The organism is Bacillus sp. CBEL-1 (assembly GCF_004348885.1).
Lineage (GTDB): Bacteria > Bacillota > Bacilli > Bacillales > Bacillaceae_H > Priestia > Priestia aryabhattai_A.
This window is the reverse complement of the sequence record NZ_SBIM01000013.1, coordinates 205839-227178: the sequence shown is the minus strand read 5'-3', so window position 1 is coordinate 227178 and position 21340 is coordinate 205839. Positions and strand designations below refer to the sequence as shown.

Here is a 21340-nt window from a genome sequence, read left to right as displayed (position 1 = left end):
AAGATGAAACAGAATATTGATCGAGTTTTTCCTTATGAATGGTACGCAATTTGTTACTCAAGCGATGTATCGGAAAAGCCTGTTAAGAGAAAAATTGTTGGAAAAGACGTAGTATTATTCCGAAATGAAAAAGGTCATATCTCGGCTGTTCACCCTTATTGCCCACACAGGGGAGCTGATTTATCTCTTGGTTCTGTTGTAAATGGAAAGCTGACGTGTCCGTATCATGGCTGGCAGTTTGAAGGAGATGGAACATGTGCTTGTATTCCATCTCAACCAGATCAAACCGTGCCGAAATTCGCTCATGCACGCTCATATCCTGTTCAGGAAAAAGCAGGACTTGTATGGATTTTTCCTGATCATACAAAGACAGAAAAAGAGGTAAAAGAGCTTACTATTTTTGAAGAAATCAATCAAGACGGCTATAAGCTTGTTCCTTTTCAATCCTTGTGGAAAGCACATTTCACACGAACAGTGGAGTCCATTTTAGATATCGCTCACTTGACGTATGTTCATAAGAAAACGATTGGGAAAAATATGCCGAGCGTAGTGCCGGACTACAAAGTGGAAGGAAACCTCGATTTCTTTTCTTTTTCTGGGGGAGGAGCGTATTTAGAGTACATGTTTCCTCATCAATGGATATTGAAATCCAAGGATAAAGAAAAGCAAAGCTTCTTTCAGTATTTAACATTTACACCCTTAGATGAAGAAGAGACGTTGATTTTGGGGTACGGCGGTAGAAGTTTTTTGAAAAGAGCTCCATTTATTGACTTTTTTATGCGTTACTACAATTTAAAGGTGCTAAAAGAAGATCAAGACGTTGTAGAAAGTCAGCATCCTCGACCAATACCAGAAGCATTAAAAATGGAAGCACACGTGCAGGCAGATATGGCACAAATTCAGTTTCGAAAAAGGTGGTTTCAATTTCTATCCACTGAGGAGCCAGGATTTGCTTTGGATGAACAGTTTGAAAAGAACGGGAAAATATGAAAAAAAGGCGTACTAGCTAAAGTAAGCATAGTACGCCTTTTTTCTACTGAATCATGTAGTAGTGAAGAACAGTGGGTTCCTCACTGAAAAAATGCTTAATTCGCTGTTCCCATTTGGAGAATTGTGAACTTCCGATAAATCCGTTTACATGATCTTCAAGCGTAGCCCACTGTACAATAAGTAAAAAATGATTGGGAAACTCAATGCTTTGCATAAGTTGATGAGACAAATAACCAGCGTTGTTAATTAACAAAGGGAAAGCTTCACCGATAGCTACAACAAATTCAGAGACAAGGTCTTGTTTTATAATAAGGGTTGCTTGCTCTGTTACCATTAAATTATCTCCTTGCTGGTTAAATAACGTTTAATGCCTTCAACTACGTAGTCATGGTCTAACTGTGGCGTTAACCCAGCTACAGTAACACTTCCAATTACGCCCGCCCCTTGAATTCGAATTGGAAACGAACCACCGATTGCTTGGTAATCGGCTGGAGAAAGCAGTGAGCTTTCGTCGTGGGTTGTTCCATTTTCTTCAAAGCGAGCTGAGATATAGTGCGAACTTCTGTTGTAATGGTCTACTACGCGTTTTTTACGTTGAAGCCAAAATACGTTTTCTTCGGACGTGCCGTCCATCAAGTGGGTAAAAAGAGGAACGCGGTTTCGTTCAATATGAACGGCAATTCCTTTCTTATGTTCTTTTGCATACTGAACAAGCGTCATTCCTAACTGAAGCGCATCTTCATTTGTAAATGATTGAAATTGTAGTTCATTTTCTAGTTCTTCTAATTGTTCAAGTTTCATGGTGTAAATCTCCTCTAAAATAAATTTTGTTTTTTATCCAATCGATAGTTAAGAATAGATAGTAAAAACGCAAGAGCGACCATAATGGCTCCAATCCAAGCAGTATCTAAATAAGTTAAGTAATCAACTGCGAATCCGCCTAGTGTGGACCCAGAAGCAATGCCTATATTAAATGCAGAGATATTTAAAGCAGAGGCAATATCTTTTGCGGAAGGCACAAGCTTTTCAGCTAATGCTACCATATAGGCTTGTACACCAGCTGACATCATAAATGCAAATAATCCTAAGAGAATAATAGATATAATGCTTAGAAGTTTGCTTGGCAATAAAATCATTTGCAGCAGCAGTACAATTCCTTGTAATAAGAAAACGATGCGTAGTGATTTAACAGGGTGATTATTAGCTAATTTACCACCAGTAATATTTCCAATTGCTACAGCAACACCGTAAATTAAAAGCAGCAGTGAAATCGAGCTTGAAGAGTAGCCGCTAATGTGTTCAAGGATTGGTGTAAGATATGTGAAAAGAGCAAAAGTACCTCCAAATCCTAAAGCAGTCATAAGAAGCGCTAATAAAATTCGAGGATTTTTAATTAGATTTTTAACATCTTTCACTGTCGGTGCATGTTTTTGTTTCTTTACTTTGTCTATGATTAAAGCGTTGGCAATTAAGCCTATGACACCGAGTAAAGAAACAGCTGCAAAGCTAGCTCTCCAGCCAAAATGTTGTCCGATGGACGTTCCTAGAGGAACACCAGCAATCGTGGCCACAGTTAAACCTGTAAACATAATAGAAATAGCTGTTCCTTTTTTGTTTTCAGGTACGATGTCAGCGGCAACCGTAGCCGCTATAGCAAAAAACACACCGTGTGAAACAGCTGTAACAACCCGTGAAAGCATGAGTAGCTCATAGCTTGAGGAAACGGCAGAAATAGCATTTCCAGCCGTAAATATTGCCATCAATATGAGTAAAAGTCCTTTCTTTGGTAGCTTTCCTGTTAAAGCTGTAACGAGAGGAGTTCCAACAGCAATTGCAATGGCATAGCCCGAAATGAGCGTTCCTGCTTTTGTTAATGAAATTGATAAATCATTGGCCACTGTTTGAAGCAACCCTACAATTACAAATTCTGTTGTACCAATGGCAAATGCGCTAATAGCTAATGAAATGAGTGCGAGGTATACTTTTTGTGTCATTTTTGACTCCTTCTTTGTTGTATTATGAAAGCAAAGCTGAAATCCTGGAACTACATTCAATGACTTTTTTACTCAATGCTTTATCCATTTTGCGATGTAAGCGCCAACTTGGCCCTGAAATAGCGATAGCTGCAAGGACTTTGTCTTTAACAATGACAGGTGCTGCTATACAGCGTAAGCCAATTTCAGTTTCTTCATCATCAACAGCGTAACCTTGTTCTTTGATTACTTTTAAATGCTGCTTCAGTAAATGAAGGTCAGCAAACGTATTCTCGGTTTTCTGAAGAAGGGGGAGTTCTTTTAAGACGCTGTCCAGCTGCTTTTCATTTAAGAAAGCTAAAATAACTTTACCCAGAGCACTTAAATGAACGGGAGCGTAATCCCCAACTTCTGAATGTGTTCTTATCGAGTGACGTCCATCAACGACTTGCGTTGTGACTACGTTTGTCCCATATAAAATCCCAACATAAGCAGTTTCACCAATTTCGTTGCTTAATTCATATAAAGGGGGGACGGATAGCCAATTTTCTTTTGGGCTATAGGTAGTTGAAGACATGCCGACTTTTCCTGTTAAGGTGTATGCATGACCAACTTTCTTTACATAGCCCATTATTTCAAGCGTATAAAGCAATCGAAATGCCGTTGATTTGTTGAATGAAAAAGTATGGATGACATCTGTTAAAGTCATATCTTTCTGCTGTAAAGCGTCTATTATTAATAGCCCTTTTTTTAACGTAGCTACTTCATACTGTTCCAAGAAGCTCACCTCTCTTTCGTACGTTGTTTATCCTAATTGGTTTTGATGAGTAAATCAAAAAAAGAACTAAAGTTTCTATAATTGAAACAAAAAGGAGCATTACTTTATTTTCTACATCATTTTTGGGTGTTTATTCATTTGGAAGGACTAAAAATAAGGAAGTTGTTTTCTCAAAGTGTCAAAAAAAATGAAGGGAGAGGACACGCCATGTACTTTCCATCCAAAAAAGATTGGTGGATGTCATGCTTAATTTGGGGAGTGGGTATCGCTGTTTTAATAGATGGAATCTTTGTGATGGGTTGGGGTGTGTTTGTGGTTCCGTTTATTCAAGATCATTATTTCATTCGACTAGCTGCTTTAGCGTTTTTTGCAGCTTTCATACTTTCGATTTGGTTTCGCACAGGGTATTATCTCACAGACCAAACGTTAACCATTTATTATGGTCCTTTTAAGAAAAAAATAAATGTAAAAGAAATTCACAGTATTCGCTTCGTCAAAATGCCTTTCATTGCCCCCGCACTTTCGATTCAACAAGTTCAAATCAAGTACAGCAAGCGTAAAACAATACGAATTTCACCTCGTGATCCAGAGGTGTTTGTCCAGTTTCTGAAAGTAAGATCAGGACTTACGATGAAAATATCACAAAAGGCGTAGCAAGCTTAATCAGCTTAGTACGCCTTTTCTTTTAATGTAAACATTTGCGAATACCTCCGTATTCCACCAGCGGTTTTGACACATAGCCGTCTGCTTCAAGTAAATAAATGATTGTTGTGGTAACGTATGGTACGTGGGCAGGGTGAAGGTCTAAATATTTTGAGAGCTGCAAGGAAGTAACGTCTCCTTTAAAAATATCGTGGCGGTTTACACAGACAAACGGGTATACGTGTTTTACGATTTGCTTAGCAGTTTCTAACATCAACAAATCAATCAGGCCTCCTAATTGTATTTTAATATAAAGATATTCATGAGTTTGTGTATTGATGACACGTATTTTTATAAGATAACGCTTACATTTGTTGATTTTTAATTTATATGAAGATAATAAAAGAAAAAAGTAACCTGTTGAATAACTTCTTATACAGAAGCTATTCAGCAGGTTACTGCAAATGTTTCTTGCTCCAATCCCCCATGCTGTGAAGAATAGGTACAAAACTTTCGCCTAAAAAAGTGAGGGAGTATTCTACTTTAGGTGGTACTTCATTGTATACTTCCCTGTGAATCATACCATCCTTTTCAAGCTCGCGAAGCTGATTGGAAAGCGTTCCTTTGGAGATGCCAGGAAGCAGCCGCTGAAATTCATTAAAGCGAATGGTTTTTGTGCTTAAATGCCACAGAATAATAATTTTCCACTTTCCGGCGATAATATTGTGGGTTTGAGTTACGGGGCAATTTTCTCTTTGGGCCATATAAGACAACTCTCTTTCTTTTCTTAAAGGTCACTTTTTTACGACTAGGTCATAAAAAAGTGACTACTTTTCAGAATTCCTCTATCCCTATAATATGAAATTATCGCTTGAATTTAAATATAAAAAAACATGGGAGGAAGAAAACATGAAACATTTAATTATTTATGCACATCCACATCAAGAAAGCTTAAATCACTCTTTATTGGAAGCGACGGTTAAAGCTTTAGAAAAAAACAATCATGAGGTGGTTGTTCGAGATTTATATGCGCTGAACTTTCAACCTGTATTTACAGAAGAAGATATGGAAGCAATGAAGGCAGGGAACACTCCTCAAGATATTAAAGTAGAACAAGAGTATATTACACAAGCAGACGTTATTACGTTTATCTATCCAATCTGGTGGGCAGGCCTTCCGGCTATTATTAAAGGGTATGTAGACCGTGTTTTTGCGTACGGCTTTGCATATGCTACTGGTGAAGAAGGTATTACTAAGCTACTAGCTGGAAAGAAAGGTCTTATCATTAATACCCACGGAACACCAAGCGCTGTTTATGATGAGATAGGCATGACGGCAGGATTAAAAATCACGTCAGATGTAGGGATTTTTGATTTTACAGGAATTGAGCCTGTTGATCATTTATTATTCGGAAGTATCGGCTATTTAGATAAGGAAGGCTACAAAAAAATCTTTACTCAAATTGATGAGACGATTGATCGTCACTTCTCATAATTGTAAGCTAAGCACTAGAACCAACAGGGTTTTGGTGCTTTTTCTATTATTTGCTTTTTTTAAATGCGTATATGGATTAAAATGGAACTAAAAGAAAGGAAATGGAAATATGAGCTGCAAAATCATTTTTTTCGACGTTGATGGTACGCTAACGCATCACAAGAGCGGCGAAATACCTGAGAGTACAAAGCGTGCCATCAGTTTATTAAGAAATCTCGGCATTATTATTGTAGCAGCTACTGGACGCCCACTCTCTATGTGCGAAGAATTAAAAGAGTTAGGTATTGATGTGTTTATTACTGCAAATGGTGGTTACGTGACTTATCAGAATGAAGTTATACATAAAGTAAGTATGAGTAAGGCTAAAGTAAAAGAGCTTGTAGAATTCTCAGATTCCAAACAACATGCTCTATCTTTTTACACGAAAGGCTTTCACATGAACGGAGTACAGGAAGAGGGTGTTTTAGCTGCTTTATTCGAAACCTTGTCGCTTCAAACCTATCCAGACACTCATCCTTCCATTTACGAAGAAGAAATCTATTTACTTTGTCTGTTTGGAACAGACGAAGTGGTGGATCAATATAAGATGAGGTTTCCTCACTATACGTTTCGCCGCTGGCACCCATATGTGGTAAACGTATTGGAAACAGACGTATCAAAGTCGCAGGCGATTGTAAAAGTGTTAGAGTACTTTAAAATACACCCTTCTGAGGCGATGGCTTTTGGGGATGGTGACAATGATATTGATATGCTTGAAACTGTAGGTATTGGTGTTGCGATGGAAAATGGTAGTCAACGCTTAAAGGAAATAGCTGATTTTGTGACGAAAAAATCAGATGAAGATGGCGTGGAGTTTGCCCTTAGACATTATAACCTCATTTCACAATAAGAAAGAAGAGAGGACGTGTACAATGAACCAACCAATTCGAAAGCTTACTATAAAAGATTTAAAGCCTGCAGCTAAGCTGTTTGCGCGTGTATTTAACGAGGAACCTTGGAATGAACCATGGACGCTTCAAAGCTCTTATAAGCGGTTAATGGATATTAGCTTAACGCCTGGCTATCTAGGAATTGGTTATTTTGAAGAAGAAAATGGTCCGCTTCTAGGCTTTATCGTGGGAAATGAAGAACAATGGATAAACAATAAGCATTTTTATCTTAACGAAATTTGTGTGGATACCGATGCTCAAATTAGCGGTATTGGGACAAGCTTATTAGAATTTCTAAAAGTACAGGTAAAGCAGCAAGCAGTAACACAAATCTATTTATCTACTGAAAAAGGTCACCGAAAGCCAGCTGCTTTTTTTCAAAAAAACGAGTTTGAATTGAATGAAGAACGTGTTGTGATGAGCTTAGAGTTAGAATAATACAGATGGGAATGAAACGTACCTATGCATTCTGACTTATAGGAGGAACCGGCATGAGAAAATTTCTCCTGTTAATCAACTTCTGTTTTGCTATATTACTAGCAGGCTGTAATGGTAACGAATGAATTGATAGCTATGTAGTCATAAATAATACCGAATTAATTGTAGTTGAAAGCCCTGATGGATAGAAAAATGTTGTAGAAAAGGTAACGGAATAGGACGATTGAAAATGAAGAAAAAAGTAGTAAAGATTTTACTGGTTATTAGTTTAGGAATGAACGCTTACTGGCTGGTCAAGCATTATGCTTTTGATAGGATGTATGATCCCGATGAAAAGGAACAGAACATTCTAAATGAAATGATTCAAAAAACAATTGAAAGTAAAGACTATCAAGAGATTGCTAAAACAAAAGATATTAAAGCTATAGAAAGCAGCATGGATAAAAATAAAGGTGGCAGGTATCCATATTATTTTAATGTAAGCGTTCAAACAACTGAAGGTACATATTTATTTGGCTGTAGTGATGAGAAGTGTACAGATGTCGAAAAGTATGGAGAAACTTATTCAATTTATCAGGATGAAAAGCCGAGACTGCCTCTAGAATAGTGTTCACGAAACCATAAGAGTATAGAGAATAATTGTTTAAGCCAATGGTTTATTCAAACAATTAGAAGTGGGTGCTTTTTGTAACTCTGATCTTTTAGTAAGTTGGAAAACAAATTTAGAGGAAGAGTAGTATAGAGCTGAGAAAACTCAACTTCTGCAGAAAGCGAGCTTTATATGAATGTAAACAAAGAAAGTACTAAAGGTTGGTTTAGAAAGTATGAGCTGTTTTTAGAAAAGATGTTAAAGTTGTTTTTCGTGAAGAAATGATAGAAAAAAAGCTTTTAAGAACTTAGTTCTTAAAAGCTTTTTTACGTACTCTGAACATGTTAATAACTTTTCAAACTCAAGTTTACAAAACGCTCACAAACCACAATTAAATCAGGAGAAAACGTCTTTCCATAAGGCTTTAACTCGTTTGTGAAAAATTCTTCGTGCGCGTGCCACCAGAAGTTATAGTCACCTTCACCTTCAGCTAATGCGAATTCTTCTGATACCTCGTTCATCGGCAAAACGTCTACCGATTGAACTTGAATAACGGCAACTGGCTGATTGCTTTCGTCTAAAACAATTGAATAATCTCCTTTTTTCGGTAACTCTTCATTTTCAAGTTCATAGAAAACATAGCCGGATGTGGTAGCTGTTTTTTTACCTTCAACAACTAAGGAAGCAAGCCAGCCAGGAGATGCGCCGAACTGAAATGCTTCTTTGTACGATACGTTCGTAAGATTGTTCTTCCGGCAAAACTCCTGCCAAAATTGATCGATTTCATTCATCTTTTTCACCTATTTCTTCAGAATACGATAATGATGAGAAGACACTGCTTTAAAACCAAGCTTTTCATACAAATCAACTGCTGGCTGATTACCTTTTACAACCTGCAGGTAAACATAGTCAGCTTCTTGTCTTTGAGCACATTGAACGAGCGCGCTCACCAGCTCTTTGGCAATGCCTTTTCGGCGATGTTTAGCGTGTACAACTACGTTGCTGATGCATCCGTACCCTTGTTCAACTACCACGGATCCTAAACCGATTGTTTCATTAGTGCCTGATAAGCGCAGAAACGTCTTAGGAGCGTGAATGCTGGAAAAGATATGAGTATAAGCGTCAAAGCGATCTTTTGAAAAGTCTTCTAACGTTAGAAACTCATGAACCCAAGCTGAAGTTGCTTCGGATAAGTAATCAGCATCATACTGAATATCGAGCTTGACGTTTTGGAGCACATCTTCACATGCGGCCATCATCGTAAAGCATTCATCGATTTTCTGATAGCCTTTTAACGCCAGTGTTTCATCTAACTGTGCAGGTGAAAGCTGAGAGATATGAAAACATGATGATGCGTTTTTGCTTTCATAAAAATTTTCAACTTTTTGAAGCCAGTTTGGATCAAGAGGCAGTGAACCCACTGCATGGACGCTATTGGCGCGCTTTGTATAGCCAAACGTGTAGCGCAGCGTCCAATCACCAAGTTTTTCATTTGTATGAGCTGGCCAAGCATTTGGAGCCAGCTGTTCGAGTAAGCGAAGTGTATCTGTTTTTGTATGCATGCTGCGCCTCCTAATCTGTGAAACTTCTATATTTTTACAATTATACACTTAATAGCAAACAGGTGGCAACCGTAAATCCTGCAGAATGCTGTGCTGAAACTCAGGTGTGTGCACCAGAGAGAGCTGATAATCATGCCATACAAAGCATTGATTTGAATCTGTTAATGTAAAAGGCGTACCGAGCGTTACTTTTATGTTAGGAGGTAGAGCTTTCATGGCGATAGGAATCCATGGCCGCTTTTCTGAGACAACTACCGTATAGGCTGTTCCACCAATCACAAAGTTAAAGTAGTCATTATCTTCGACTGTTTTCATGTTGAAATTTTCTTTTAGCCAGCTTCGAAACTTTCCAACGTCTTTTACTGGAAAGCCTATTTCTCTTATATATAACGCATTCAGCTTACCATACCCCTTTAACTTATTTTCATGAATATAGTCATGCGCAATTAGCTCGAGTAAATGACCGTCACAATCGCGGAAATATACGTTTTTTCGACCATTATGTTCATCAATAGGATTTTCTTCGTTTTGAGCTAACAAAAACACCCCAGATTCTTTTAAAAGTGTAACAGCATTAGTAAACGACTGATAGGACACTTGAATGGCAAAGTGTGCTGGCTTAATTGGTTCGTAGGATTCTTTGAAACTAAGCGTGCTATATGGAGTTAGTCTGAATTGAATAAAGTCAGTTGTTTCATTTGTAATTTCTAAATGTAGTGCTTTTTCATAAAATTGCTTCACACCTTGAATGGATAAGGTACGTAGTTCGAGATTGGCATAGTGGGTAATCATCTTCATTCACTCCTTTTATCGTCAGTTTACGATGAATGCAGTTAAAACAGCGACGGTACAACGAATGAAAAGGAATACATCTTTAGTCGTAGAAAGAATAAATATAGATGTTATTTATTTACTTTTGGGATGTAAAAAAATAGAACAATAGTATAAAATGGGAATAGGGGTGTTGAAAAATGGAAATTCGCCGCGTTGTTATGGAAGACAGAGAAGAAGTCAGTCGATTCTTAGAAAAGCATTGGGGAAGTACAAAAATGGTTACTTCTGTTGGTGCGTATGACTGTTCCTCTCTGTGTGGGTTTATCTTATATGATGAGCATCATAACATCATTGGATTAGTCACCTATGAAATACGAGAAAAAGAGTGTGAAATAATCTCGTTAGATAGCTTGCAGGAAAACAGCGGATACGGCACGGCCCTCATGAAAGCAGTAGAAGAGAAAGCAAAATCCCTAGGTTGCACGAAGGTAACGCTCATTACAACAAATGATAACGTAAAGGCTCTTCGGTTTTATCAAAGACGTGGTTATCATTTAGCTTACCTATTTCCAAACGCAGTTCAAGAAGCAAGAAAACAAAAGCCAAGCATTCCTTTGGTTGGTTATGATGAAATTCCAATTCGAGATGAACTGTTGTTAATGAAGAAGCTATAACTGAATGGAGGAGGATTTTGCATGTCAAACTGGAAAGGCGCAGCAGCGATTTGCATCAATGAAAATAACGAATTATTAATGGTGGCGCAAGAGAAGCCAAATCACCCAGAGCTATGGTCTGTTCCGTCAGGTGGGCTAGAAGGCGGTGAAACGTTTGAAGAATGCTGCGTTCGTGAAGTTTTGGAAGAGACGGGATACGAGGTTGAAATCCTAGGTCAAGTCCATGAATACGATACGGTCACATACGGTGTTGATGTGCATATTAAATATTTTGCTGTTCAGTTAGTAGGTGGAGAAAAGAAGCTCCAAGATCCTGATAACCTCATTGTTGATGTAGCATGGAAGCCTGTAGCAAAAATGGATGATTTATTTATGCTGTTTGAAGAAGAGCGAAAAATTTTACTGAGATACATTGAAGATGGAGTTTTAAAAGTGAACTAAAGCGGAGGATGGAAGTTGTTAAAGGTCATTAAAACAAAAGAGAAGCTTGCGAAGTGGGTATTAATCGGGTGCTGTGGTTGCATTAGTCTTTTTGGATACGGCATATATCGAACATTCTTTGATATGAGCCGTCTTCCTGAAGGAGAGTATCTTACCGAATCAACATCACCCGATGGTACCTATACGTTAAAAGCATACCTCTCGGACGGAGGAGCCACTACCGGCTATGCTGTTCGAGGGGAGCTTGTTTTTAACAAAGGAAGGAAAGAAAAAAACATTTACTGGAACTATAAAGAAAGCAGTGCAGATATTCATTGGCAAAGTGAAGATATGGTCGAGATTAACGGTCACTCCCTGCACGTTCCAAATGACATTTATGATTTTAGGCGCGAGTAATAAACGAACACTGTGAATTTATGTGAGATTAATAGTTTTTCAGGAGGAGAAAATGAAAACAATCTATTTACTCCGGCACTGTAAAGCTGAAGGACAAGAACATGATGCCCCTTTAACGAGAGAAGGAAAAAGAGATGCCCTATCGTTAGTAGAGTACTTAAAGCCCTTGGAGATTTCAACTATTATATCAAGTCCGTACATAAGAACGATTCATACGATTGCCCCTTTTTCAGCAGAGGTTGGAGTTTCAATTAGGCAAGATGAGCGATTAGCTGAACGTGTTTTAACGGGACATCCTGTAGACAATTGGCTAGAGCTATTAAAGCAAACATTTCATGATGAAAATCTCCAATTCAAAGGTGGAGAGTCATCAAAAGAAGCAACTCAGCGTGTGCTAGCTGTTGTATACGAAGAGGTGGATAATCTAAATGAAATCTCATTATTGGTTACGCACGGTAATCTAATGAGCTTGCTGTTACGACACTTTGATGCTAGTTTTGGATTTCAAGAATGGTCTAATTTATCGAATCCAGATTTATATCGAATAGATTTGTTTCCTGCAAAAGGAGTTATGAAGAGGATTTGGAGTCAGAGGGAATGAAAAGAGGATAGACAATTTGTCTATCCTCTTTGTTTACTTAAAAGTCAAAGTTGTCTGGATCTGGACCAACTCGATGATTTTGGTTTAGTGCATCAATTTCTTGCATTTCGTCAGACGTTAGTTCGAAATCAAAAATATCAGCATTTTGGATAATGCGGTGCTCTTTTGTTGATTTTGGAATCGTAATAACACCGTTTTGAACATCCCAGCGCAAGATTACTTGAGCTGTAGATTTATTGTGCTTAGCAGCAATCGCAGACAGCACATCGTTATCAAGCAGTTCGCCCTGCATAAGCGGAGACCAAGCTTCTAGCTGAATATTTTGCTGTTCACAATAAGCACGAAGCTCTTTTTGCGTTAAGCGCGGATGATATTCGACTTGATTGATAACCGGCTTCACTTCAGCATTTTGTAGCAAGTCTTCTAAATGATGAATTTGGAAGTTGCTCACGCCAATTGCTTTTACTTTGTCTTTTTTATAAAGCGTTTCTAGTGCACGCCATGCGTCCTTATATTTTCCTTCAACGGGCCAATGAATAAGGTAAAGATCTAAATAGTCTAATCCCAGCTTTTGAAGACTAGTTTCGTAGGCTTTAAGAGTTTCTTCATACCCTAAATCACTATTCCATACTTTTGACGTTACGAATAGCTCTTCGCGTGAAAGACCAGTTTCTTTTAAACCTTGTCGGATTCCTTCACCAACGCCTTCTTCATTTTCGTAGATGGCTGCTGTATCAATGCTGCGGTAGCCATTTTTAATCGCAGCTTTTACCGCTTCAACTAACTCAGGTCCTTCTTCCACTTTAAATACGCCTAAACCAAACCCGGGCATCTTTACGCCGTTATTTAGTGTTACTGTATCTTGTAAATGAGTAATCATATTATCAACCTCCAATAGTAAATACACGACTTATAATACGGGAGGAGTGATAAAATAAAAAGTACGCACTTTAAAGTGATATAGGTACTTCAAAGTGCCTATATAGCTTATGAGTAGACGTGTACATGCTCTTTAATAAAATTTCTTAAACTGTCAATCTCAAGCATTTCTTCTTTACAAAGTCGACCAAGATTCGTTAATTCTTCAATTTGCTTACTAGACACACGTTCGTAGTAAGCGTGCTGATGTGGCTTTTCTTGTACAATTCGTTTGTGCGTCACGTAGCCTCTTGCATCCAACCATTGATGATTCGGTAACACGCAGTATGCATGAATAAGCACAACTCTTGGTGCGCTTTCATCTTTAAATCTAAATTCCTGATTCCACATAAGCTCTATAGGATAGCCAAGTTCTTGGTGTAAAGCAATCGCAAATAAGTGAGAGCGGGTAGTTATGTAGTCGAAAAGTTGAAAAGATGTATGTGGAGGATTTGCTTTTAACTGAAGTTTTGTTTCAAAGTGAGACACGCTGCATTACCTACCTTTTCTAGCAATATACCAGTATATTGTAATTTTTTCTTTCTTTTTTCTAGTTTAACTTATTTGACCATTTCAGTGTAAAATGATATCTGGAAGTATAGGGGTATTTTAACAATCTTCTGATGATCAGAAAAGGAGAAATAGAAGAATAAACGAATATTGATTAGTATTCTTGGCTATCTTGTAAAGAATAGAAAATGGAGGTGAAGCAGTTGGAACGAATCATTTATCATATGGAAGTCGATGGGCACCTGCTTGAGTATTCAGTTGTTGGAACAGGAACTCCAATCTTGCTGTTTCACGGAGGGCACTCGAACTGCCGTGAAGAGTTAGGGTATGAACGTCTTGTGAAAAGCGGCTTTTCAATTATCACACCGTCAAGGCCAGGATACGGAGCTACTTCAAAAGAACTCGGCGACACGCTTGAACTAGCTTCTCGCCGCTACGGGAAGATGTTAGATCAGTTACATATTAAAAAAGTACATATCATTGCAGTTTCAGCAGGGGGACCAAGCGGGATTAGCTTTGCGTCAATGTATCCAGACCGTACAAATAGCTTAATTCTACAAAGTGCCATTACAAAAGAGTGGCTGTCTAAAAGAAGTCTCAACTATAAGCTAGCGAAACTGGCATTTCATCCACTTACTGAAAAGTGGACGTGGAAGCTCGTTGCTCGTTTGTCAAACCGCTACGTACAGTTTATGTTTAAACAGTTTGTGCCGTCTTTTAGTAAACTTTCTGTAGAAGAGGTTATGAAGGAGATGAAAGATTCTGATCTAGAAGCATTTCAGCGTATGAATAATCGCTATCGTTCAGGAGAAGGATTTATCTTAGATCTTCAGCATACGTCCAAGGGGTTTAATCATTTGCTGACGACGGTCCAAAGCCCAACTCTGATTCTGCACAGCCTTAACGACCAAGCTGTCTCCCTGGAGCATGCACATCACGCAAAAAAATCAATTCCAACGTCAACGCTTTGCCTCCTTGATAATTGGGGACATTTGCTGTGGATTGGAAAAGATGCAGAAGATATTCATAATCAAGTTGAAGCGTTTATGAAAAAGCATGACCTTGTGAATGGGCATGTTACTTTATAATTTGGGAGAGAAAATGAATGACTAAAACGATTGATTTACAAGTAGTAGACAACGTAGCCGACTATATATCAAATCTGTCAGAGCTTTTAGTGACGTGCGTGGAAGGAGGGGCATCAATTGGCTTTTTGCCTCCTTTGTCTAACGACCAAGCAAACATGTACTGGAGTGGAGTCGATCAAAATGATACCGTCCTGCTTATCGCAGCTAGTGAAGGCAAAGTAGTGGGCACCGTTCAGCTATATTTAGAAAGAAAAGAAAACGGAAAGCACCGAGCTGAAGTTGGAAAGTTAATGACGCACCCTGGTTTTCGAAGAAAAGGAATTGGCCGCTTATTAATGGAGGAAGTTGAAGCCCAAGCGAAAAAGCATGGCATTTCACTGCTTGTATTAGATACAAGAGAAGGTGATCCATCAAACGAATTATACCAAGCAATGGGGTACACAAAAGCAGGGGTAATCCCCAACTATGCATTGTCAGCCAACGGCAATCTGGATGCCACCGTGTTTTATTATAAGCTAGTGTAATAGAAAAGAATGATGAGCATGATAAAAGGAAAGAAGCATAAGTCCGATACCTATGCTTCTTTTTGTTTGACTTTCTTCCATCTTGAATAAATTTCAAACAGAGAAAGAGAGAGAACGCCCCAGAAAATCCAGTTGCTAAAAGAGACACCAGAAGTAGACTCACCGCCTAAAAGCGACAATATTGTCATCACTACAACAATGTAGACAGTAAGAATAAGTTGTCCTATTAAGCCTTCAGCTATTTTTTCTTCCGAGCGGATTCTAATTATGATACTAAGTATAAACAATAACCCAATCACGCTAACGAATAAAACAAAAGCAGCTTGTGGTAGGATTTTTGTAAACATTGGGTTAGGAAAATAATCAAAAACTAAAATAATAGTTAGAATTAGCATAAATAGTAAATCTGGCCACTTTATATATTTCACCAAAAAGCACCGCCACCTTTTTTCTTTATTATACCATTTTAGTAATTATTTTCTATAAAAACCATTGAATAATGTTTACCTGTGTTCTCATCACGCATACACTCTCTTATGTTCACGCGTATAGGTAAGGCTATTAGCTACTTCCTGCTCATTGATTTGAAAATCAAGCGCTTTTGCCACTTTCGTAGACTCGCGAATAAACATCGTTTGACTAGCTTGGAGTGCATGCCAAATCTTTTCATTGGTCGATACGTCATAGGTGCTTTGAAGCTCAAGAAACTCATGCTTTTCGAGATAGTTTGGCAGGTACTTATTGTTTTTTCCTAAACTAAACGTAAAGCCACGCTCGGTGCCGATGCGCCAGGACATCATGCGAAGAAGTTCTGTTCGTGTGTGAAAAGTAAGATGGTCTACCGCATATAAAAATTCATTGCGGCAAAGGCCTTTGACAACGTACGTGCAAACCCACCAAAATTCGTTGCAACAGTCTAGAAAGTTAGCTTCGGTTGGCATTTGAAGATGATACTGTTTATCGCTTAGAAGTTGTGGTGCCCTAAATAAATCATCTTTATCTAGCAATATGGTTGAAATACCTTCATCACCACGGTTCCAGTCTTCTTTAAGTGAAAGCGGACAAAGAGTTAAATCAATTCGCGTATAGTCTTGAAACAGCATGAGATAGCTGAACTTTCCTCCTAATGAAGGCGGAAATAACGTTGTTTGTTCCGGCATTTGGGTCAAAAAACGTTCTCCGAAATAGTCAACCCATGTCGGGTCACTTAAGAAGCTTTCCATCTCAGATACAATAAAAACAATATCGTAATCTTGAAAATGGTCACGAGGTGCCTTGGGATTGACACGTGAACCACACATCCCAACTGCGCGTACGCGGCCATCGTTTTTCGCATAGCTCAAAATAAGATTCATTACTTCTTCTTTACTGCGCACGTTCATTCTCCTTTCTTAAAAACGTTTATTTCCCATCCGCTTTTTTGATAAAATGGAATTATTAGGGTTTGGTTTTATTATTTCATAGTGTAAAAGGGAGTGCAAAGATGAAGGTGCGATCTCTACAAGACCATGATGTTAAAGAGCTAATTCCGCTTATGGAACAGCTTGGTTATCCAACGAATTTTGAAGATCTGCAAGTGAGGCTATCCGCTATTCAAGCTTCGTCAGATTATCATACGCTCATCGCAGAGATAGATGGTGAAGTAGCGGGAATGGCTGGCTTATGTAAAAGCTATTTTTATGAATACGATGGCTCTTATACTCGTATTGTTGCATTTGTTGTTCATGAGAAATTTAGAAGAAAAGCCGTCGGGAAAATGTTGATCAAAGAAGCAGAAAGGTGGGCGAAGAGTCAAGGCTGCATGGCAATTGGATTAAATAGCGGCAACCGAGATGAGCGGCTGGCTGCGCATCTTTTTTATCAAAAAATGGGCTACCAGCCGAAAAGCACTGGGTTTATAAAAGAGATACGTTAAAACTTAAAGGAGCTACTGTTGCAGCGTGCTTTCAACTCTGAAAGAAAAAGATCACGCTTAGCCGGTGAGATTTTTACGCTTCCTAAAAGAGAAGATGTATAAAAGATTTCAATAGCATCCTTTGAAGCGAGAACTTTATATCCCGTAAAAATATTACGAGTTGGGGCTATCTTTGTGATTTCTTCATATGGAATACGAATCTTAAATACCCCCCCTTTAACAATAAGATAATCAGAGTGAAGTTCATACGTCGCAAAAAAACTAGACCATAGCATGACGCCTCCACAAGCTAAAAATAATGCAATAGAAATAATAATATCAAGCAGAATTGTTTCACTGTCTAAAAAAAGAGGAAGAAAAAATACTACGCCAAGGGTTGCTAAAGAAGTGGTTATTAACATACCAAAAAAGCGGTCGATATGAGATCGGAATTTCAAGAAAGCACCTCCGTTCATTTTTTGAAAACGACTTAGTGCTAGTTTATACGCTTAATGTAAGGATTTGGTTTCGCTTTTTACTAATGTGAAGTGAAAAAATTAGATTTAGTATATTAGCTAAGAAAGGAAGAAACACATGAACATACCTACATTGGATACGAAGCGGCTCACTCTCCGTGAGTCAAAAGAAAGTGATGCCGTTCATATGCTAAGGTATTTATCTGACCCTGTAGTAATGAAGCATATGGGGTTAGAGCCTTTTCAAACGATTGATGATGTGAAAAACGAGCTCAGCTGGTACAGAAATATAGTCAATGAAGGTACCGGGATGAGATGGGGCATTACATTAAAAGAAGAAGGCGTCATAATTGGAAGCTGTGGTTTTTTAGATTATGAATCTAGTCATGAAAGAGCGTCAGTTGGATACGAGCTTCATCAGGAATACTGGAGGCAAGGCATTGCAGCTGAAGCTATGAAAGCAGTCATCGAGTATGGATTTTCAAACTGGAAGCTACATCGCATCCAAGCCCTAATTGAACCAGAAAACATATCATCGCAGAAGCTTGTTGAAAAGCTTGGATTTCATCAAGAAGGATTGCTGAGAGAATATGAGCACACGTGCGGAAAATTTGATGATTTGTATATGTATAGCTTACTAAAAAGGGAATGGAAAGAAAGAAGAGCTGACTAAAGAGCGGCTTTTCATTTGTGATTCTTTATACCTATTATTTTGGCGGATTTAAGGGACCGTTGTCTTACTGTGGAAAAAAGAGAAAAATTTCCTATTTCTCTAATCAAGAGCAACTTTTAAACTATAAATATTGGAAAAAGTGGTAAAGAGGTGAACCTCATGGGATTTGAACAAATGCTTCAAAATTTTTCAAGCACAATCTCAGGAAACGTTGCGGATGCTGAAGAGAAAATTCAGCGTTTAAAAACCGCAAAAACAGAGATTGAAAACGAAAAGACACGGTCATTAGTAGAAATAAAAGAAGTAAAGGAACCAGACTTAGGAGATCACTGGAAAGGTGATATATCCACAGACTTTGATGATAACAGAAAGCAAGCATACAACGAAATCAACGATATTATCACGAACGATTATGACGACTATATAAATGCGATTAACCATAAAATCACGTGGTACGAGGCTCAAAAAGGCTTTTATAGCGGTGTTAGCTACCTTGTAAACGAAGCGGAATCTCTTTTAAATAAAGGGGAAGATGCAGTCGCAGATTTAGAGAATAAAATTAGTGAGATTAGGAGAAAGCTATAATGACATCAATCAAGCTCAACTATGAAGACGTCATGCAAAAGCTTGAAGACGTCGAAACAGCCATTCAAAAATTATCGCTCCCAGGAAACTCCGATGTCGGGGATAACAATCTTTCAACCACAAATGAGTGGAAGTCACAGGAAGAAGAGCTGGGAAAGCTTTTAAAAACGTACATCACAGCCTTAGAAAAAAGCGTACAGGACACCAAAGCTAACGTGAAATTATTAAAAGAACAAGACGAAGCCATTGTGCGTTCATAATGAAAAAGGGTGAATCAAATGGGGAAAATATACGATGCAAAGGGCATTTCAACCTTTTCCAAAGAACGAGAAAAAGCGTATAAAAATCTTGAAGACCAGCTGCAGACCCTGCACAAAGCGCTAGCTGCCGTGTCTAAGCTGGATGATAGCCTTCAAGGAAAAGGTGCCGACAACATTAAGAAGTTCTATGAATACCAAGTTGATAACGCAAAGTGTTGGATTGATTTAGTCCAAATGACCAAGTCATATTTCTCAGCGCTGTACGTAAAAGCAGAAGACGCGAACCTAGCAGGAAACACAGTAGTTGACCTATCGTTTTTAGAGCATGATCTTAAACAGTCCGTAAGCCAAGCGAAAGAACTCGTTGCTCAGCAGCGAGAAGATCTTCAAACGATTTTGCATAAAGTGGACGACTTAGTGTCACTGTCTGCGTTTTCTGCCGAAGATTTTAACGATTCAATCGATAAAGCAGAAAAAAAGCGGGATGAAACGGTTGAAGCAGTTGAAAAATTGGATGCAGAGTGGTTAGAAGGTTATAGGCAAATGGAATCAAATTATTTGCTGACACAAGCTGCAACCAACAGCTTACACGGAGCTACGACGCAAGGCGGACAGGCGTATCCAGTTTTATTTGATCAAAAAGCGTATCATGCAAGTGAGTTGTATAAAGTTCAAAAAGAAGCAAGCGAGTACGCAACGAACTACGTGACGTATCATGAAGAAATGAAAAATGTTCACGAGCTGAAAAAAGAAGCGGAGCGCCAAGCGGTTGAAGAAGCTAATAAAAAGTGGTATGAAAAAACGTGGGATACGGTTTCAACCTTTACAGGAGAGGTAACAGGATATTATGATTATAAACGAGCAGCCGAAGGCGTAGATCCCGTTACGGGACGTGAGCTTTCAACATCGGAACGCGTAGCGGCAGGGGCAATGGCAGCGGCTGGATTCATTCCCGTTGTCGGCTGGGCAGGTCGCGCAGCTAAAGGCGGAAAAGCCATCTATGTTACCGCCAAAGGTGTCAACGCTGCTGATCATGCGCTTGATGCGTACAAAACGTCCAAATCGTTTAAAGCGCTTGAACAAGCAGAAAAAGGTCTCTACGGCCTAGTCGCCGCAAACGGCATGTACGAATTCACAACGGGAAAAGACATGTTCGGCAATGCGATCTCCGAAGAGCAGCGCCAAAACAGCCTGTTCCAATCGCTCGGCATTGCAGGCGCAGGTGCCCTATCGACGCGCTACGCAGCCAATATGGGTCAAGCCGTGGTGACAAAAGGAACCGAAAAGCTCACGCAAATGCGCAATACGCTTCGCACAAGTGCGGTTGCCAACGTCACCAAACAAGCGTACCATAGCGTCAAAACCGCGCCCGCATCGTGGACACAGTCATTACATAAAACGTATACGAGTATTTTAGACAGCACCATGCCAAGGTTCATGCCTGAACTAGCGCCAGCCGGTCCAGCGCTTGCCCAGCAGACGGTAAGGGAAACCTTGCAGAACGTGAAGCAGCAAGCGATGCAGATGATTACGCCCATTTACAACCCAAAAGTCAAGCGGTACCAAGACCCAGGGACAGGGAGATTTGTGGCTAATCCGAATGTGGAGCGTGTGGAGAAACCTGTTGGAGTGGAGAAGAAGGGTAAAGAGGTTGAGCTGGTTCGGAATGTTGAGAGTGTTCAGGATGTTTCTAAGGGTACGGTAAAAATTGATTACGATTTAGCTAAAGAGTATATTAGAGATGTTGAGTCAAAAACTGGGTTGAAACTTCATAAATCACAAATAGAAAAATTAAAGGATACTTTAAGAGAAAATAAATATGAAAAAATGACACCATTAGAAACTTTAAAACACAGGAATACATTCAATAGTGTGAAAAATAAATTGATTAAAGAATGGGAAGAAAACACGAGACAAACTTGGCCAAGATATACTGAGGAGATTTATGATAAAAAAGGTAGATTAGCAAGAGATATAGGTCAACCATATGATGCTCATCATATTATAGAAAATAATTTTGGCGGTCCTCACGAATGGTGGAATATACATCCTGCTAAATTCCCTGATGAACATCAGGCGGGGATTCATGGTAAGGGTGCGCCATCAAATAAGTTATTTCCAAGGAGGTAGT

At 38.8% G+C, this 21340-nt stretch carries 31 protein-coding genes; 17 read left to right on the top strand and 14 right to left on the bottom strand.

Annotated elements, in window-relative coordinates; all coding sequences use genetic code 11:
- Positions 1-3 precede the first annotated feature (3 nt).
- On the top strand, positions 4-990 hold the full coding sequence (locus tag EPL02_RS11265) for an aromatic ring-hydroxylating oxygenase subunit alpha (protein ID WP_131887750.1): 987 nt from the start codon (positions 4-6) through the stop codon (positions 988-990).
- A 43-nt stretch (positions 991-1033) separates the two neighbouring features.
- On the opposite strand, the gene EPL02_RS11260 is transcribed toward EPL02_RS11265, so the two are convergent.
- The 4 genes from EPL02_RS11260 to EPL02_RS11245 are packed head-to-tail and all read right to left on the bottom strand — an operon-like array spanning position 1034 to position 3741.
- Positions 1034-1324: an antibiotic biosynthesis monooxygenase family protein gene (locus EPL02_RS11260; RefSeq protein ID WP_131887749.1), complete on the bottom strand. Its 291-nt coding sequence runs from the start codon at positions 1322-1324 to the stop codon at positions 1034-1036.
- Positions 1324-1791: a heme-degrading domain-containing protein gene (locus EPL02_RS11255; protein WP_131887748.1), complete on the bottom strand. Its 468-nt coding sequence runs from the start codon at positions 1789-1791 to the stop codon at positions 1324-1326. Before EPL02_RS11255 ends, EPL02_RS11260 begins: the two co-directional genes overlap by 1 nt.
- Positions 1792-1805: 14 nt before the next feature.
- The gene (locus EPL02_RS11250; RefSeq protein ID WP_131887747.1) at positions 1806-2984 is read right to left on the bottom strand and encodes an MFS transporter; all 1179 of its coding nucleotides are present in this window, start codon (positions 2982-2984) and stop codon (positions 1806-1808) included.
- Between the two features lie 22 nt (positions 2985-3006).
- Positions 3007-3741 carry an IclR family transcriptional regulator gene (locus tag EPL02_RS11245; protein ID WP_131887746.1) on the bottom strand — a complete coding sequence of 245 codons (735 nt, stop codon included), beginning with the start codon at positions 3739-3741 and terminating at the stop codon, positions 3007-3009.
- 207 nt (positions 3742-3948) lie between these two features.
- Between EPL02_RS11245 and EPL02_RS11240 the strand changes: the two genes are divergently transcribed.
- The gene (locus EPL02_RS11240; protein ID WP_131887745.1) at positions 3949-4395 is read left to right on the top strand and encodes a PH domain-containing protein; all 447 of its coding nucleotides are present in this window, start codon (positions 3949-3951) and stop codon (positions 4393-4395) included.
- A gap of 31 nt (positions 4396-4426) precedes the next feature.
- Here the strand turns inward: EPL02_RS11240 and EPL02_RS11235 are convergent, their stop codons facing one another.
- Together EPL02_RS11235 and EPL02_RS11230 are read right to left on the bottom strand one after the other, a co-directional pair.
- Positions 4427-4657: a hypothetical protein gene (locus EPL02_RS11235; RefSeq protein ID WP_247600339.1), complete on the bottom strand. Its 231-nt coding sequence runs from the start codon at positions 4655-4657 to the stop codon at positions 4427-4429.
- A 181-nt stretch (positions 4658-4838) separates the two neighbouring features.
- Positions 4839-5147, bottom strand: coding sequence for a winged helix-turn-helix transcriptional regulator (locus tag EPL02_RS11230; RefSeq protein WP_131887743.1), 309 nt, complete (start codon positions 5145-5147; stop codon positions 4839-4841).
- Between the two features lie 145 nt (positions 5148-5292).
- Between EPL02_RS11230 and EPL02_RS11225 the strand changes: the two genes are divergently transcribed.
- From EPL02_RS11225 to EPL02_RS11210, 4 genes are all read left to right on the top strand, one after another.
- The gene (locus tag EPL02_RS11225) at positions 5293-5877 is read left to right on the top strand and encodes an NAD(P)H-dependent oxidoreductase (RefSeq protein WP_094910202.1); all 585 of its coding nucleotides are present in this window, start codon (positions 5293-5295) and stop codon (positions 5875-5877) included.
- 109 nt (positions 5878-5986) lie between these two features.
- The gene (locus EPL02_RS11220; protein ID WP_131887742.1) at positions 5987-6766 is read left to right on the top strand and encodes a Cof-type HAD-IIB family hydrolase; all 780 of its coding nucleotides are present in this window, start codon (positions 5987-5989) and stop codon (positions 6764-6766) included.
- Positions 6767-6788: 22 nt separating this feature from the next.
- Positions 6789-7244: a GNAT family N-acetyltransferase gene (locus tag EPL02_RS11215; protein WP_094910200.1), complete on the top strand. Its 456-nt coding sequence runs from the start codon at positions 6789-6791 to the stop codon at positions 7242-7244.
- Positions 7245-7473: 229 nt separating this feature from the next.
- Positions 7474-7851 carry a hypothetical protein gene (locus EPL02_RS11210; protein WP_094910199.1) on the top strand — a complete coding sequence of 126 codons (378 nt, stop codon included), beginning with the start codon at positions 7474-7476 and terminating at the stop codon, positions 7849-7851.
- Between the two features lie 326 nt (positions 7852-8177).
- Here EPL02_RS11210 and EPL02_RS11205 read toward each other — a convergent pair whose 3' ends face one another.
- From EPL02_RS11205 to EPL02_RS11195, 3 genes are read right to left on the bottom strand one after another with little or no spacing between them, the layout of a single operon-like run.
- Positions 8178-8624, bottom strand: coding sequence for an ASCH domain-containing protein (locus EPL02_RS11205; protein ID WP_094910198.1), 447 nt, complete (start codon positions 8622-8624; stop codon positions 8178-8180).
- Between the two features lie 9 nt (positions 8625-8633).
- Positions 8634-9395, bottom strand: coding sequence for a GNAT family N-acetyltransferase (locus EPL02_RS11200; RefSeq protein WP_131887741.1), 762 nt, complete (start codon positions 9393-9395; stop codon positions 8634-8636).
- Between the two features lie 48 nt (positions 9396-9443).
- Positions 9444-10187 (bottom strand): VOC family protein, encoded by a 744-nt coding sequence (locus tag EPL02_RS11195; protein WP_131887740.1) that lies wholly within the window; start codon positions 10185-10187, stop codon positions 9444-9446.
- A gap of 179 nt (positions 10188-10366) precedes the next feature.
- On the opposite strand from EPL02_RS11195, the gene EPL02_RS11190 reads away from it, so the two are divergent.
- From EPL02_RS11190 to EPL02_RS11175, 4 genes are read left to right on the top strand one after another with little or no spacing between them, the layout of a single operon-like run.
- On the top strand, positions 10367-10843 hold the full coding sequence (locus EPL02_RS11190) for a GNAT family N-acetyltransferase (protein ID WP_131887739.1): 477 nt from the start codon (positions 10367-10369) through the stop codon (positions 10841-10843).
- Between the two features lie 21 nt (positions 10844-10864).
- A complete protein-coding gene (locus EPL02_RS11185) occupies positions 10865-11284 on the top strand; it encodes an NUDIX hydrolase (protein WP_025907998.1) in 420 nt (139 codons plus the stop codon).
- A 15-nt stretch (positions 11285-11299) separates the two neighbouring features.
- Entirely contained in the window at positions 11300-11680 is a 381-nt protein-coding gene (locus tag EPL02_RS11180; RefSeq protein ID WP_094910194.1) for a DUF5412 domain-containing protein, read from the top strand.
- Positions 11681-11732: 52 nt separating this feature from the next.
- Positions 11733-12281: a histidine phosphatase family protein gene (locus EPL02_RS11175; protein ID WP_131887738.1), complete on the top strand. Its 549-nt coding sequence runs from the start codon at positions 11733-11735 to the stop codon at positions 12279-12281.
- 37 nt (positions 12282-12318) lie between these two features.
- Here EPL02_RS11175 and EPL02_RS11170 read toward each other — a convergent pair whose 3' ends face one another.
- Positions 12319-13161 carry an aldo/keto reductase gene (locus EPL02_RS11170; RefSeq protein WP_131887737.1) on the bottom strand — a complete coding sequence of 281 codons (843 nt, stop codon included), beginning with the start codon at positions 13159-13161 and terminating at the stop codon, positions 12319-12321.
- Positions 13162-13268: 107 nt separating this feature from the next.
- A complete protein-coding gene (locus tag EPL02_RS11165) occupies positions 13269-13688 on the bottom strand; it encodes a hypothetical protein (RefSeq protein WP_094910192.1) in 420 nt (139 codons plus the stop codon).
- A 224-nt stretch (positions 13689-13912) separates the two neighbouring features.
- Between EPL02_RS11165 and EPL02_RS11160 the strand changes: the two genes are divergently transcribed.
- A complete protein-coding gene (locus EPL02_RS11160; RefSeq protein WP_131887736.1) occupies positions 13913-14797 on the top strand; it encodes an alpha/beta fold hydrolase in 885 nt (294 codons plus the stop codon).
- Between the two features lie 17 nt (positions 14798-14814).
- On the top strand, positions 14815-15321 hold the full coding sequence (locus EPL02_RS11155; RefSeq protein WP_131887735.1) for a GNAT family N-acetyltransferase: 507 nt from the start codon (positions 14815-14817) through the stop codon (positions 15319-15321).
- A gap of 50 nt (positions 15322-15371) precedes the next feature.
- Here EPL02_RS11155 and EPL02_RS11150 read toward each other — a convergent pair whose 3' ends face one another.
- Together EPL02_RS11150 and EPL02_RS11145 are read right to left on the bottom strand one after the other, a co-directional pair.
- Entirely contained in the window at positions 15372-15752 is a 381-nt protein-coding gene (locus EPL02_RS11150) for a hypothetical protein (protein ID WP_025907991.1), read from the bottom strand.
- An 87-nt stretch (positions 15753-15839) separates the two neighbouring features.
- The gene (locus EPL02_RS11145) at positions 15840-16697 is read right to left on the bottom strand and encodes an aminoglycoside 6-adenylyltransferase (protein ID WP_157803607.1); all 858 of its coding nucleotides are present in this window, start codon (positions 16695-16697) and stop codon (positions 15840-15842) included.
- A gap of 107 nt (positions 16698-16804) precedes the next feature.
- Here EPL02_RS11145 and EPL02_RS11140 point away from each other — a divergent pair, with 107 nt between their 5' ends.
- Positions 16805-17236, top strand: coding sequence for a GNAT family N-acetyltransferase (locus tag EPL02_RS11140; RefSeq protein ID WP_062686879.1), 432 nt, complete (start codon positions 16805-16807; stop codon positions 17234-17236).
- Here the strand turns inward: EPL02_RS11140 and EPL02_RS11135 are convergent.
- On the bottom strand, positions 17233-17673 hold the full coding sequence (locus EPL02_RS11135) for a PH domain-containing protein (RefSeq protein ID WP_094910189.1): 441 nt from the start codon (positions 17671-17673) through the stop codon (positions 17233-17235). The genes EPL02_RS11140 and EPL02_RS11135 overlap by 4 nt on opposite strands.
- 136 nt (positions 17674-17809) lie before the next feature.
- On the opposite strand from EPL02_RS11135, the gene EPL02_RS11130 reads away from it, so the two are divergent.
- The 4 genes from EPL02_RS11130 to EPL02_RS11115 all read left to right on the top strand — a co-directional run bounded on the left by EPL02_RS11130 (position 17810) and on the right by EPL02_RS11115 (position 21339).
- Complete coding sequence (locus EPL02_RS11130) at positions 17810-18364, top strand: GNAT family N-acetyltransferase (protein WP_131887734.1); 555 nt, start codon at positions 17810-17812, stop codon at positions 18362-18364.
- 159 nt (positions 18365-18523) lie between these two features.
- On the top strand, positions 18524-18949 hold the full coding sequence (locus tag EPL02_RS11125; protein ID WP_131887733.1) for a YwqH-like family protein: 426 nt from the start codon (positions 18524-18526) through the stop codon (positions 18947-18949).
- Positions 18949-19209, top strand: coding sequence for a DUF5344 family protein (locus EPL02_RS11120; RefSeq protein ID WP_094910186.1), 261 nt, complete (start codon positions 18949-18951; stop codon positions 19207-19209). The genes EPL02_RS11125 and EPL02_RS11120 overlap by 1 nt, the downstream gene beginning before the upstream one ends.
- A gap of 18 nt (positions 19210-19227) precedes the next feature.
- Entirely contained in the window at positions 19228-21339 is a 2112-nt protein-coding gene (locus tag EPL02_RS11115; RefSeq protein ID WP_131887732.1) for a ribonuclease YeeF family protein, read from the top strand.
- Position 21340: the final 1 nt, after the last annotated feature.